Genomic DNA, 13,013 nt, shown 5'->3' with positions numbered 1-13,013 from the left:
ACGGCCGTCTCACAACTTGCGTCTCACAACTTGCGGTAGGTGTACGCCTCCTCCGCCGCGGCGGCGACCCCATCCAGATCCGCCCCGGCCGAAGCGGTGACCACGGCGGCCACCGCGCCCTCGACGAACGGCGCGTCGAGCAACCGCGTCCCGTGCGGCAGTTCGTCGTCCTCGAGCAGCGTCCGCACGGTGAGCACCGCGCTTCCCAGATCGGCGATCACGGCGATCCCGGCACCGCGGTCCACCGAGCGCGCCGCCGCCAGGATCAGCTCGGAACTGGTGCCGAGACCGCCTTCCCCGTCGCCGCCGGCGAAGGCGACAGGGGCCGTGGCGCCACCCGCCGCCAGCCCGGCCGCCATCTCGGCGACCGACTGCGCGACCGATGCGCTGTGCGAGACGAGCACGAGGCCCACCGGCTCACTCACACTCATGCGGCGCCCTCCCCGGCCGCCTCGCCGAGGGCGGCGATGAGTAGAGCTGCCGAGGTGGCCCCCGGGTCCTGATGGCCGATGCTCCGCTCGCCCAGGTAGCTGGCCCGGCCCTTGCGCGCCTGCATCGGCACGGTCGCGACCGCGCCCTCCTCGGCGGCGGTCCGCGCCGCGGCCAGCGCCGCGACCAATCCGGCTCCCGAATCCAGCGCGGAACCCAGCGCCTCGACTGCCGGATACAGCGCGTCGAGCATCGTCTTGTCGCCCCGCTCGGAGCGGCCGAGCTGAGCCACGCCATCGACCCCGGCCCGCAGTGCGGTGCACAGCTCGCCGGGTGTGACGGTCGGCCCGTCGCCCAGCGCCTTGCCCGCTCTGCGGAGCAACGTCCCGTACAACGGCCCCGACGCACCGCCGACCGAACCGATCAGCTGCCGTCCGACGAGGGCGAGCGTCGCGCCGGGGGTCTGCGGGGGCTCCTTGCCGACCGCGGCCGAGGCGGCGGTGAAGCCGCGGCGCATGTTGGCACCGTGGTCGGCATCGCCGATCGGCGAGTCGAGCTCGGTGAGATGGTCGGACTCCCGCTCGATCGCGGCTGTTGCGGCGGCGAGCCAGCGGCGCACATACTCCCCGTCGAGCGCCGGTTCGAATGCGTTCATGTCAGCAGCCCCAGCGCAGCGCGGGGGTGCGCACCGGGGCGTCCCACAGCCGTAGCAGATCCTCGTCCGCCTCGCAGATCGTCACCGAGCACCCGGCCATGTCCAGCGAGGTCACATAGTTGCCCACCAGGGTGCGCACGACGGGCACCCCGCGTTCGCCCAGTGCCCGGTGGACCTCGGCGTTGAACCCGTACAGCTCCAGCAGCGGGGTTGCACCCATGCCGTTGACCAGCGCGAGAACCGGGCCGTCCGGACGAAGGTCCTCCACCAGCGCCTCCACGGCGACGTCCGCGATCTCGTGCGAGGTCATCATCGCGCGCCGCTCCCGGCCCGGCTCGCCGTGGATGCCGATGCCCAACTCCAGCTCACCGGGCGGCAGATCGAACGTCGGGCTTCCCTTCGCCGGAGTGGTGCAGGCGCTCAGCGCGACGCCGAAGCTCCGGCAGCGCTCGTTGACCTGGCGGGCGATCATGGCGACCCGGTCCAGCGGCGCGCCCTCCTCGGCCGCGGCGCCCGCGAGCTTCTCCACGAACAACGTGCCGCCGGTGCCCCGCCTCCCCGCCGTGTAAAGGCTGTCGGTGACGGCGACGTCGTCGTTCACCACCACGGTGGCCACCTGGACGCCCTCGTCCTCGGCCAGCTCCGCGGCCATTTCGAAGTTGAGGACGTCACCGGTGTAGTTCTTGATGATGAACAGCACTCCTGCGCCGGAGTCCACGGCGGCCGCAGCCCGCGTCATCTGGTCGGGCACCGGAGAGGTGAACACCTCGCCCGGGCAGGCCGCGTCCAGCATGCCGCGCCCGACGAATCCGGCGTGCAGCGGCTCGTGCCCGCTGCCGCCGCCGGAGACCAGGCCCACCTTGCCCTCGACCGGCGCCTCGCGCCGCACCACGACTCGCGTGGCGACGTCGACGTTGAGCTCGGGGTGAGCCGCGGCGATGCCGCGCAGCGCGTCGGGGACCACGGTCTCTGGCACATTGATCAGCATCTTCACGTGGCACTCCAGGGGTAGCTCAATAATCTCGGCTGTGGCCGCTGACAGCCCGTCATCGGGGCTTGGGGACGGTCCGAGATGCCTCCTGCACGGCGTGTGAGGTCACAGTACGCGAGCGCTTCCAGAGTACGTGCGACGTGCGCGGGCGGCCTGCGCTGCACGTATGGTTTCGGGCGCGAGTGCCGCGGGGCCGGGTCAGCCCCCGGCTTCAAGCTCTGAGGGGGGAGTTGCCCGCAGGGCCCCGGAAGTGCGGGGTTTACAACTCCAGCCGGGGGCCCTGTCCCGCGGACCCGCTTCGGGGGCCGGACCAGGCAGCGGCAACCGTGACCAGTGATGCGAGGAGCAGGACGAACGCCGCCCAGCGGGAGCCGAGTTGACCGCCTTGCGGGGCGACGTGGAGGGCAAGGGTGACCAGCGCGACGCCGAGCGCGGTTCCCAGGCCCCGGGCCATGTTGACCAGCCCGCCGCCGGTGCCGGACGAGCTGACCGGAATGGCGCCCATGATCAGGGCATTGTTCGCCGGGGTGAAGATGCCGAGGCCGAGTCCCAGTACGGCCAGAAGGACCGTGAGCCAAACAGGGGTGAGCGGTACGGCCAGGATCGCGCACAGAGTGCCCGTACAGACGGCGGCGCCGGCAAGACAGCGCCCCCTGTCGGCCAGGAAAGACGGCAGCACCCGGTCGGCACTGGTGGCGGCGAGCGCGAAGCCCGCAGGGAGCGCTGTGAGCACAAGGCCCGCTGTGAGCTCGGAGTGGCCGCCGGCGGTAAGCGCGATCGGCACCAGGACGAGGGGGCCGAACAGAACGAGGTAGCCACTCAGCGCGCCGACCAGGCCGGTGGAGATCGCCCGTATGCGCAGCAGCGTGAGATTCAGCAGCGGGGTCGCCGTCCGACCCTGCCACCGGACGAAGGCCCAGCCGGAGGCCGCGGACAGGGCGAACAGTGCGCCGACCGCCCACGAGGGAACGGCGAGGCCGGATGCGGCCGACACTCCCAGCAGGCCGCTGGTGGTGGTGAGGGCGAGCAGTCCCAGGCCGGGCCAGTCGAAGCCCTGGCCGCGGTCGCGACTGTGCGTTCTGGGCAGCAGGTAGTGGCCCGCGATCAGGGCGATCACACCGATGGGGACGTTGATGCCGAAGACCCAGCGCCAGCCGATGGTGGAGACCAGGGCGCCGCCGACCGTGGGGCCGAGGGCGAGTCCAAGCGCCTGGGCGGCGGCCTGTACGCCGAGTGCGGCGCGCATCCGCTCGCGCGGGGCACTGGTGGCGACCAGGGCGACACTGTTGGCCTGCATCATCGCCGCGCCGGCGGCCTGGACCACCCGGAAGCCGACGAGCGCCGCGAGGGTCGGCGCGAGCCCGCACGCTGCCGAGGAAGCGGTGAAGACCACGAACCCGTAGAGGTAGAACAACTTCCGTCCGTGCGCGTCCGCGAGCCGGCCCACCGGGATGAGCAGCGCGACGAGGGTGAGCAGATAGGCGAGGGAGACCCATTCGATGGCGGCGAGCGAGGTGTGGAACTCGGTGCGCAGGCTGCCATAGGTCAGTGTGACGATGCTGGCGTCAAGCTGGCCCATGAAGGCGCCGAAGCACACGGTGGCGACGGCCAGCCACCAGCCGCCGGGCAGCGTCCGAATGCACACGGGCCGTGGGCGCTCATGGAACAGCACCGTGGGCAGGAAGCGGTGTGGTGTCGAGGGCTCCGTCGACGGCGGCGTCACTTGGCCGGTCATCTCCCCTCCGGTTCCTCTCCGGTCCCTTCCCCCATCTCCGTTCAGAATACATCGGATACAAAAATATTTTGAGCCCGATGTACTATAAGCCGCGGAACGCCGCGTGACGTGCCGGTCAGGCCCTGCCGAGGCTCTGGGTCCGCACTCTCCCGGCTCCGGCCGGACAGGTGCAGCGCATATCCTCGGCGACATGCTTCTCGCTGCGATCCCGAGCCCGTCGGTGAACGGGTTCTACCTGGGGCCGGTCTACATCCACTTCTACGGTCTGATGTACATCGTCGGGATCGCCCTCGCCGTCTTCGTCGGCCGACGCCGCTGGCGGGCCACGGGCGGCGACCCGGTGCTGATCGAGGAGATGGCCGTGTGGGGCGTGCCCGCCGGCATCATCGGAGGGCGCATCTACTTCGACCTGACCACGCCGAGTCAGATACCGCCGCACTGGTGGGGGCCCCTGGCGGTGTGGGACGGCGGCTTGGGGATCTGGGGCGGCGTCGCGCTGGCCTTCGTGGTCTGCGTGTGGCGGCTGCGCCGGGCCGGAGCCGACGTCACGGGCATGATGGACGCGCTGGCGCCCTGTCTTCTGATCGCACAGGCCGTCGGCCGCATAGGCAACTACTTCAACCAGGAGCTGTTCGGCGGACCGACCAGCCTTCCCTGGGCGCTGCAGATCTCCCCGGCCCATCGCCCGCCCGGCTACCTGCAGGACGCGACGTTCCACCCCACGTTCCTGTACGAACTCGTCTGGGACGTGCTGCTCGCCGGATTCCTGGTCTGGCTCGGACGCCGCGGGAAGGTCAGGCCCGGGAGCCTGTTCGCCCTGTACGTCGCCGGCTACTCGGCCTTCCGCATTGTCGAGGAGTCGCTGCGCGTCGACTACTCGCAGTACTTCTTCGGCCTGCGGCTGAACTTCTACATCGCGTCCGCCGGGACGCTCGCAGGCCTGGTCTGGTTCGCGCTGTTGCAGCGGCGCCGCGTCCAGCACGGCGCATCGGCGGTCGACGATGCTACGGGGCCTGCCGCGGTGTCATCTTCCCGTCCGTGACTGAGGCTGCTCAGGCCTGCAGGCGACGCATATGGCAAGAAACCCTTGTCACCACTCAGTAGTTGATCGCATGCTATAGGTAGCGAATCGGGTGAAGGGTGGGCATCCCGGCACTGCCGGCCTGCCGGGGAGCGACATGGGAGGGTTGGCCGACGTGCTCAGGTCACCAAACGATGCCCGTCATGCCAGGGACGGAGCCGCAACGCGTTGGGCGGTCACGCCCCAAGGGCTGGATTCCCGGAACGTGATGGCGGCCGAGCGCACGTTCCTCGCCTGGATCCGGACCAGTTTCACGCTGCTGGCCACGGGGGCCGCCGTCAGTTCGCTTCCGCTGCTGCCGGCTCGCGAGCTGCGTGGCGTCGTGGGCCTGGTCTGCGTCTCGGCCGCGGCACCGGTCGCCGTCACCGCGCACGCGCAGTGGAGAGGGTGGTGCGCGACGGCGGCCCGCTACGGCCTGCCCCGGCCCCACCGCACGGCGCTCCTCCTCACCTCGATCGTGCTCCTCGTGACGGCGACTCTGGCCGGCGCGGTGGGCGTGCGGCTGGCGACCACACACCGCTCCGGCGTCTGCAGGCGTCCGGCGGTGTGTGGCGCGCGAGTGTGAGAGGGAAGGCTGTGAGGTCGAAGAGACCGCCCGTTCATAAAGCTTGCCGACGCGCCCCGATAGGCTGCTGACGTGGACAGTGTGGGTGCAGATGGTTCCGGGCTGCGCTGGCTCGTACTGATTTACAAGGTGCCTGCCGAGCCGACCCGGTTGCGCGCATCCGTGTGGCGGAAGATCAAAGGGCTGGGCGCCATCTATCTGCAGAACTCGGTGGCCGCGTTGCCGCACAGTCCGGCTGCGGAGCGGTCGTTCCGGGTGCTGCGCAACGAGATCGCCGAGATGGGCGGCAGCGCGTACCTGCTGGTGAATGACGTCCTTGCCGGAAATGCGGAGATCGAGCAGGCGTTCAATGCGGCGCGGGACGACGAGTACGAGGAGATCGTCGACCGGTGCCAGGACTTCCTTCAACAGATCGAGAAGGAATACACCGCAGAGCACTTCACCTATGCCGAGTTGGAGGAGAACGACGAGGATCTGGTGAAGCTGCGCAACTGGCTGGCGAAGGTGGAAGCCCGCGATGTGCTGGGTGCTTCGGGGAAGGCGGAGGCCCTTTCGGCGTTGCAGCGGTGCGAGCAAGTGCTGGACGAATACGCATCCCGTGTCTACGCGGAGGAGGGGGAGAGCCGTTGATGCGTCTTCCCCTCCTCCGCAAGTGAGTTACTCAGCCTCAGCCTCAGCCCTGGCCCTGATGCCGGCTGCCCGTCACCACGCGGCGCAACGAGGCGCCGAGCAGTGCCGCCACCACCAGCGGAAGCAGCCACCAGGCGTTCACGCCGCTGTGCACCAGTCCCACTGTCACGGCCAGCGTCACGGCCACACCGACCGCGACTCGCCAGTCGTCACCGACGATGAAGTCGTACCAGAACAAAACGAACGAGCGAAGCCACTTCATCGTGCGCTCCCTTCCACCGGAGCGGTACCGGGCTTGATGACGGGGTTGGCCGGCCCGCCGGTGGTGCGGCCCAGGAGCGCGGTGTAAGCGAGGGCGAGCAACGCGACCGCCGGGACGAGGCCCAGCAGGGCTGTGTCGGATCCCGGCCAGGAGACCCCGGCTCCTTCGGCGGACCAGAAGATGCCGAAGGAGGTGAGCATGGTGCCGACCGCGAACTTCATGGTGTTCTCCGGCACCCGGGCCAGGGGGGCGCGCACGGCAACGCCGACGCCGGCAACGATCAGGATCGCGGCCGCTGCACCAAGGACGGCCATCGGCACATTGCCCTGGTTGTTGCCGAAAGTAACGACGATGAAGGCGACTTCCAGGCCCTCCAGGAAGACACCCTTGAACGAGAGGGTGAAGGCGTACCAGTCGCCGATGACGCCGCGGCTCCCGCTCTCGGCCGCTCGGGCGGCGGCGACCTCCTTCTGGTACGACTCGGCCTCGTCGTGCAGAGCCTTGTAGCCGGACCCCCGGAGCACGGCCTTGCGGAGCCACTGCAGTCCGAACACCAAAAGCAACGCGCCGACGACCAGGCGGAGCGCGCCCAGCGGAATGAGTCCGATCGCGGGCCCGAGCGCGGCGACAGCCACGGCGAGTGCGACCACGGCGGCCAATGTGCCCTGAAGGGCCGAGGCCCAGTTACGGCTGGTGCCTGCGGCCAGCACGATGGTGAGCGCCTCGACGGCCTCCACGGCGCAGGCGACGAAGACCGTGAGGAACAGAATCCACGCGCTCACGCAAGGCCTCCGTCCCGTACGGGAGACGACGGATGCAATCTCATGAATCCTCCCTGGGCGTGGGGACGAGGGCAATGCCACCGCCGGAGAGCTGATGCGAGCGCCGGAGAGTTGATGCGAGCGATGGCCGGCGCGCGCCGCGGCGGTGTTCACGCAGGTGCCGGGCGGCGCGTCGCCGGTCGGCATGACATGCGGCCGGCGCGGCCGCATGTCCCCACGAGTGTGCCGGCCATCCGAGATCCCGCGTCGACTCCATCACGATTCGATTGTAACGATGGTTAGCGTCATGGTGTGATGGATGGAACAGTGCGTGTCGAGTCGCGTCAGCTGTCCGGCGTCCAGGCGATGCTCATGGGCCCGGGCCGGGCCGGGCCGGGCGTGGAGCGTGGAGCGTGGCGCTGTCCGCGTCCGTGGCGCGAGCGCGTCACGGCTACGAGGGAATGCGGCAATTACTGCGGTATGGCCGTATTGGATCGGTTGGCGGAGTACTGTCGTTAGACGGCTATTCTTCGTCTTCCTGGTCGTTTTCGTCCTCGGTTCGCCGCCTTGCGTTGGCAGACCTTCTTGCGTTCCGCCTCTTGAGCTGCTCGGCCTTTTTGAGAGTTGCCACTTTGAGCTCGCGGTACCCCTGCTTACCGAACTCCTCTTCGAGCTTTCTCTTGGCTCTGTCGAGGACCGTATCCAGCAATATCGCGCTGTCGTCACCAGACATTTTGGCCTCCTCCCATGGAGCATCCTGAACTGGCCGAGGGCAGCGCGCAGGTCGTGTGGGCCATTCGGGAGAACCGCACACGCCCGTTCCGGGGGCGGTCACGACAGGAGATCGCGCACCGCGGCGATGCCGGTGGTGATCACGCCGGCCGGCAGGTGCTCCAGCCGTACAGGCCGACGGGCGGGTCAAGCGGCGGCCGGGCGACCGCGTCCCCGGCTCTTCCACATTTCTGTAACGCGTTCTACTCTGTGCGCCGTCATGCCCGGCAGACCTCGGGAGGGGCCGTGCACCTCGACTACACCCCGGAGCAGCAGCAGCTGCGCTCCGAACTGCGTTCCTACTTCTCCGCCCTGGTGCCGGACAACGCATACGCCAGGTATGCCGACCGGGCGGAGGCGAAGCGTTTCTACCGCTCGACCATCCGACGGCTCGGCTCCGACGGCTGGCTGGGGGTCGGCTGGCCGGCCGAGTACGGGGGTCGCGGGCTGACCCCGATGGAGCAGTTCATCTTCTTCGATGAGGCGGCGCAGGCTGGCATGCCGCTGCCGCTGATGGCGCTGAACACCGTAGGGCCGACGATCATGCAGTTCGGCACCGAGGAGCAGAAAGCGGAGTTCCTGCCCAGGATCCTCTCCGGGGAGATCGACTTCGCCATCGGCTACTCCGAGCCGGACGCCGGTACCGACCTCGCCTCGCTCCGCACGCGGGCGGTGCGCGACGGCGACTCGTACCTCGTCAACGGCCAGAAGATCTGGACCACCAACGGCGACACCGCCGACTGGGTGTGGCTCGCGGTCCGTACCGACCCGGAGGCGCCCGCGCACAAGGGCATTTCCATCCTGCTGGTGCCGACGCGCGACCCCGGCTACTCCTGCACGGTGATCAACACCCTCGCCTCGCACGACACCACCGCCAGCTACTACGAGAACATCCGGGTCCCGGTGAGCCATCGGGTCGGCGACGAGAACAAGGGCTGGCGGCTGATCACCACGCAGCTCAACCATGAACGCGTCACCCTCGCCGCCCACGGCACGATGGCGATCCGGGCGCTGCATGACGTCCAGCGCTGGGCCGCCGACACCAAGCTCGCCGACGGCCGCCGGGTCATCGACCTCGGATGGGTGCGCGGCCGCCTCGCCCGTACGCACGCCCGCCTCGACGCGATGAAGCTTCTCAACTGGCGCATGGTCGACGCCCTGCAACGGGGCACGCTCACCCCGCAGGACGCATCCGCGGTCAAGGTCTACGGCTCGGAGGCGCGACGCGACGCCTACGCCTGGCTGATGGAGGCGGTCGGCGCTGCCGGACCGCTCAAGGAGGGCTCGGCGGGCGCAGTGCTCCACGGCGAGTTGGAGCGCGGCTACCGCAGTGCGGTCATCTTCACCTTCGGTGGTGGCAACAACGAGATCCAGCGCGAGATCATCTCCTGGATAGGGCTCGGCATGCCGCGCGTCAGGCGCTGACCGATTCTCGCCGAGGGGTTTCGCCGAGGGGGATACGAGGGTCGCCGACCACCGATAGCCTGACGGCGTGGATCCCGGACTCTTCGGCCCCGGCTCGGTGACCTGGCAGCTGCACGGCGATCCGATGATGTGGATCGCCGGGGTGCGCGCCCTCTACCTGCAGGCGCTGCACCCGCGTGCGGTGCGCGGTGTCGTGCAGAATTCCGACTTCAGAAGGGACCCCTGGGGGCGGCTGTTGCGCACCGCCGACTTCGTCGGCACCATCACCTACGGCACGACGCTGGAGGCGGAAGCGGCTGCGGCCAAGGTGCGCTCGATCCACCGCAGGCTCAGCGCCGCGGACCCGGACGGCGAGCGCTATCCGGTCGACGCCCCCGAGCTGTTGCTGTGGGTGCACTGCGCCGAGATCGACTCCTATCTCCAGACAGCCCGGCGCTCCGGCTTTCCGCTCACCGACGCCCAGGCCGACGCCTACGTCGACGAGCAGCGTGAGTCCGCTCGTCTCGTCGGCCTCGACCCGAGCGACGTACCGGGCGACACCGCCTCCCTCGCCACCTACTTCGACAAGACGCTGCCCGATCTCGCCGCCACCACCGAGGCCTACCAGGTCTTCGCCTTCCTGCAGGCCCCGCCCGTCTCGCCGTTGGTGGTGCCGGCGCGCGAGGTCGTCTGGCGCCGGGCGAGCCGGCTCGCCTACGCCGCGCTCCCGGCGTTCGCACACGAGCTCTACGGACGACGGGCCCCCGCGGAGGCGACCGTCACCCGGCGGCTGCGCCTGACCGGCTCCGCGCTGCGCGCCGTCCCGGCCGCGCTGCGCTGGCAGTTGCCGCCGGGTCACATTCTCAAGGCCGTCGGCAGGCTCGGCCCCGGGAGCCACCCCTCGGCGTACCGGCTGAGCAAGGCGGCGACCGCGGGCGGACCCGAACCGAACTGACGATTCGTCAGAAAATCTCTTCCCCTCGCATGCGGCGTACGGCATCCTGCCCCTCATGAGGACGGAGCTGAGCACACGCCTGGGACTGGACCACGCCATCTTCGGCTTCACGCCGTTCCCCGCCGTCGCCGCGGCGATCAGCCGCGCGGGCGGCCTCGGGGTACTCGGCGCCGTCCGCTACGGCGCCGCCGACGAACTCGCGTGCGATCTGGACTGGTTGGACGCACACACCGACGGGCGGCCCTACGGCCTCGACGTGGTGATGCCCGCCAAGAAGGTCGACGGGGTGAGCGTCACCGACATCGAGGCGATGATCCCCGAAGGACACCGGGCGTTCGTCCAGGAGACCCTCGCCAAACACGGCGTACCGGAGCTCGCCCCCGACGACCGGGCCGACTGGCGCATCACCGGATGGATGGAGCAGGTCGCCCGCTCCCAGCTCGATGTGGCCTTCGACTACCCCATCAAACTCCTCGCCAACGCCCTCGGTTCACCACCGGCCGACGTCATCCGGCGCGCCCACGACCACGGCATCCTCGTCGCAGCGCTCGCCGGCAGCGCCCGCCACGCCAAGCACCACCAGGACGCCGGGATCGACATCGTCGTCGCCCAGGGATATGAAGCCGGCGGTCACACCGGCGAGATCACCACCATGGTGCTCACCCCCGAGATCGTCGCCGCCGTCGACCCGCTCCCCGTGCTCGCCGCCGGCGGCATCGGCTCCGGCGAACAGGTCGCCGCGGGCCTCGCGTTGGGCGCACAGGGCGTCTGGCTCGGCTCGGTCTGGCTCACCACCACCGAGGCCGAACTGCATTCCTCCGCCCTCACCCGCAAACTGCTCACCGCGGGATCCGGCGACACCGTCCGCTCACGCGCCCTCACCGGCAAACCCGCGCGCCAGTTGCGCACCGAATGGACCGACGCGTGGGACGACCCGTCCGGGCCCGACCCGCTGCCGATGCCCCTGCAGGGGCTGTTGGTCGCCGATGCGGTCTCGCGGATCCAGAAGTACGAGGTGGAGCCGCTGCTCGGCACGCCCGTAGGCCAGATCGTCGGCCGGATGACCGAAGAACGCAGCGTCCAGGCCGTCGTCGACGACCTCACGCGCGGCTTCGAGCGCACCATCGCCCGCATCAACCGCATCGCAGGGAGGTCCGTATGACGTTGCACCCCGAGGCGTCGCAACCATCGAACGGCTTCTGGGCGCAGGCCGCACAGGACCCGGAACGGATCGTGCTCGCCGCTCCGGACGGCGAGGAGTGGTCCGCGGGCCGCCTGCACGCCGCCGCCAACCGGCTCGTGCACGGCCTGCGCGCCGCAGGGCTGCGCACCGGGGACGCCTTCGCGGTCGTCCTCCCCAACGGTGTGGAGTTCTTCACCGCCTATCTCGCCGCCTTCCAGGCCGGTTTCTATCTCGTCCCGGTCAACCACCATCTCGTCGGCCCTGAGATCGCCTGGATCGTCTCGGACTCGGGTGCCAAGGTCCTCATCGCCCACGAGCGGTACGCGGACCAGGCGCGCGCCGCGGCGGACGAGGCCGGGCTGCCCGCGGACGCCCGCCGCGCCGTCGGGACGATCGACGGATTCGCGCCCTATGCGGGGCTGTCGCAGGGACAGCCGGCTGCGCCGCCGGAGGGCCGCACCAGCGGTGGGGTGATGAACTACACCTCGGGCACGACGGGCAGGCCGCGCGGCATCCGCCGTCCCCTTTCGGGCAAACTCCCGGAGGAGACCTACCTCGGCGGCTTCCTCGGGATCTTCGGCATCAAGCCGTTCGACGGCAACGTCCACCTCGTCTGCTCGCCCCTTTACCACACCGCCGTGCTCCAGTTCGCCGGTGCGGCGCTGCACATCGGGCACCCAGTGGTGCTCATGGACAAGTGGACGCCCGAGGAGATGCTGCGGCTCATCGACCGATACGCATGCACCCACACCCACATGGTCCCGACCCAGTTCCACCGCCTCCTCGCCCTCCCCGAGGAGGTGAAGGCGCGCTACGACGTCTCCTCGATGCGGCACGCCATCCACGGCGCGGCCCCCTGCCCCGAGCACGTCAAACGGGCGATGCTGCAGTGGTGGGGGAGCTGTGTCGAGGAGTACTACGCGGCGAGCGAGGGCGGGGGCACCTTCGCCCCGGCGGCCGACTGGCTGAAGAAGCCGGGCACGGTCGGCAGGGCCTGGCCGATCAGCGAAATCGCGATCTTCGACGACGACGGGAACAGGCTTCCTCCGGGAGAGCTCGGCACCGTCTACATGAAGATGAACACCGGCGGCTTCAGCTATCACAAGGACGAGACCAAGACCAGGAAGAACCGCATCGGCGACTTCTTCACCGTCGGCGACCTCGGCCTTCTCGACGAGGACGGCTACCTCTTCCTGCGCGACCGCAAGATCGACATGATCATCTCCGGCGGGGTCAACATCTACCCGGCCGAGATCGAATCGGTGCTTCTCACCCACCCGGCCGTCGCCGACGCCGCCGCCTTCGGCATCCCGCACGACGACTGGGGCGAGGAGGTCAAGGCCGTCGTCGAACCGGCGCCCGGCCACGAGCCGGGCCCGCAGCTCGCCGACGCGATCCTGGCGCACTGCGAGGCACGGCTCGCCGGCTACAAGCGCCCCAAGTCCGTCGACTTCATCGCCGAGATGCCGCGCGACCCCAACGGCAAGTTGTACAAGCGGCGGCTGCGCGCACCGTACTGGGAGGGGCACGACAGCGCAGTGTGAAATCCTGGCCGCCGATCGGGTGACTTTGGGTGTCCCCACGGGATCGG

14 protein-coding genes are annotated in these 13,013 nt (G+C 69.8%); 7 read left to right on the top strand and 7 right to left on the bottom strand.

Features of this window, described 5'->3' with window-relative positions; translation table 11 throughout:
• Window positions 1-23 precede the first annotated feature (23 nt).
• The 4 genes from NGB36_RS24230 to NGB36_RS24215 form a co-directional block, all read right to left on the bottom strand.
• A complete protein-coding gene (locus NGB36_RS24230; RefSeq protein WP_255922565.1) occupies window positions 24-431 on the bottom strand; it encodes a PTS sugar transporter subunit IIA domain-containing protein in 408 nt (135 codons plus the stop codon).
• Window positions 428-1,084: a dihydroxyacetone kinase subunit DhaL gene (gene dhaL, locus NGB36_RS24225; RefSeq protein ID WP_255922564.1), complete on the bottom strand. Its 657-nt coding sequence runs from the start codon at window positions 1,082-1,084 to the stop codon at window positions 428-430. The genes NGB36_RS24230 and dhaL overlap by 4 nt, the downstream gene beginning before the upstream one ends.
• 1 nt (window position 1,085) lies before the next feature.
• Window positions 1,086-2,078, bottom strand: a complete 993-nt coding sequence (dhaK, locus tag NGB36_RS24220) for a dihydroxyacetone kinase subunit DhaK (RefSeq protein WP_255922563.1) — start codon at window positions 2,076-2,078, stop codon at window positions 1,086-1,088.
• A gap of 256 nt (window positions 2,079-2,334) precedes the next feature.
• Window positions 2,335-3,747 (bottom strand): MFS transporter, encoded by a 1,413-nt coding sequence (locus tag NGB36_RS24215; protein ID WP_255922599.1) that lies wholly within the window; start codon window positions 3,745-3,747, stop codon window positions 2,335-2,337.
• A gap of 253 nt (window positions 3,748-4,000) precedes the next feature.
• Between NGB36_RS24215 and lgt the strand changes: the two genes are divergently transcribed.
• The 3 genes from lgt to NGB36_RS24200 all read left to right on the top strand — a co-directional run bounded on the left by lgt (window position 4,001) and on the right by NGB36_RS24200 (window position 6,086).
• Window positions 4,001-4,852, top strand: coding sequence for a prolipoprotein diacylglyceryl transferase (gene lgt / locus NGB36_RS24210; RefSeq protein ID WP_255922562.1), 852 nt, complete (start codon window positions 4,001-4,003; stop codon window positions 4,850-4,852).
• A gap of 247 nt (window positions 4,853-5,099) precedes the next feature.
• Window positions 5,100-5,456 carry a DUF202 domain-containing protein gene (locus NGB36_RS24205; RefSeq protein ID WP_255922561.1) on the top strand — a complete coding sequence of 119 codons (357 nt, stop codon included), beginning with the start codon at window positions 5,100-5,102 and terminating at the stop codon, window positions 5,454-5,456.
• Between the two features lie 72 nt (window positions 5,457-5,528).
• Complete coding sequence (locus NGB36_RS24200) at window positions 5,529-6,086, top strand: Chromate resistance protein ChrB (RefSeq protein ID WP_255922560.1); 558 nt, start codon at window positions 5,529-5,531, stop codon at window positions 6,084-6,086.
• A 43-nt stretch (window positions 6,087-6,129) separates the two neighbouring features.
• Here NGB36_RS24200 and NGB36_RS24195 read toward each other — a convergent pair whose 3' ends face one another.
• The 3 genes from NGB36_RS24195 to NGB36_RS24185 all read right to left on the bottom strand — a co-directional run bounded on the left by NGB36_RS24195 (window position 6,130) and on the right by NGB36_RS24185 (window position 7,842).
• Window positions 6,130-6,348 carry a hypothetical protein gene (locus NGB36_RS24195; protein ID WP_255922558.1) on the bottom strand — a complete coding sequence of 73 codons (219 nt, stop codon included), beginning with the start codon at window positions 6,346-6,348 and terminating at the stop codon, window positions 6,130-6,132.
• Entirely contained in the window at window positions 6,345-7,130 is a 786-nt protein-coding gene (locus NGB36_RS24190; protein WP_255922557.1) for a COG4280 domain-containing protein, read from the bottom strand. The genes NGB36_RS24195 and NGB36_RS24190 overlap by 4 nt, the downstream gene beginning before the upstream one ends.
• A gap of 502 nt (window positions 7,131-7,632) precedes the next feature.
• Window positions 7,633-7,842 carry a hypothetical protein gene (locus NGB36_RS24185; protein ID WP_255922556.1) on the bottom strand — a complete coding sequence of 70 codons (210 nt, stop codon included), beginning with the start codon at window positions 7,840-7,842 and terminating at the stop codon, window positions 7,633-7,635.
• A gap of 284 nt (window positions 7,843-8,126) precedes the next feature.
• On the opposite strand from NGB36_RS24185, the gene NGB36_RS24180 reads away from it, so the two are divergent.
• The 4 genes from NGB36_RS24180 to NGB36_RS24165 all read left to right on the top strand — a co-directional run bounded on the left by NGB36_RS24180 (window position 8,127) and on the right by NGB36_RS24165 (window position 12,966).
• Window positions 8,127-9,305: an acyl-CoA dehydrogenase family protein gene (locus NGB36_RS24180; RefSeq protein ID WP_255922555.1), complete on the top strand. Its 1,179-nt coding sequence runs from the start codon at window positions 8,127-8,129 to the stop codon at window positions 9,303-9,305.
• A gap of 67 nt (window positions 9,306-9,372) precedes the next feature.
• Window positions 9,373-10,239 (top strand): oxygenase MpaB family protein, encoded by an 867-nt coding sequence (locus tag NGB36_RS24175; RefSeq protein WP_255922554.1) that lies wholly within the window; start codon window positions 9,373-9,375, stop codon window positions 10,237-10,239.
• A 55-nt stretch (window positions 10,240-10,294) separates the two neighbouring features.
• Window positions 10,295-11,401 carry an NAD(P)H-dependent flavin oxidoreductase gene (locus NGB36_RS24170; RefSeq protein ID WP_255922553.1) on the top strand — a complete coding sequence of 369 codons (1,107 nt, stop codon included), beginning with the start codon at window positions 10,295-10,297 and terminating at the stop codon, window positions 11,399-11,401.
• Window positions 11,398-12,966, top strand: coding sequence for an acyl-CoA synthetase (locus tag NGB36_RS24165; protein WP_255922552.1), 1,569 nt, complete (start codon window positions 11,398-11,400; stop codon window positions 12,964-12,966). Before NGB36_RS24170 ends, NGB36_RS24165 begins: the two co-directional genes overlap by 4 nt.
• The last annotated feature ends 47 nt before the right edge of the window (window positions 12,967-13,013 follow it).

Source organism: Streptomyces humicola (assembly GCF_024436035.1).
Taxonomy (GTDB): domain Bacteria; phylum Actinomycetota; class Actinomycetes; order Streptomycetales; family Streptomycetaceae; genus Streptantibioticus_B; species Streptantibioticus_B humicola.
This window is presented reverse-complemented; position numbering and strand designations above follow the sequence as displayed.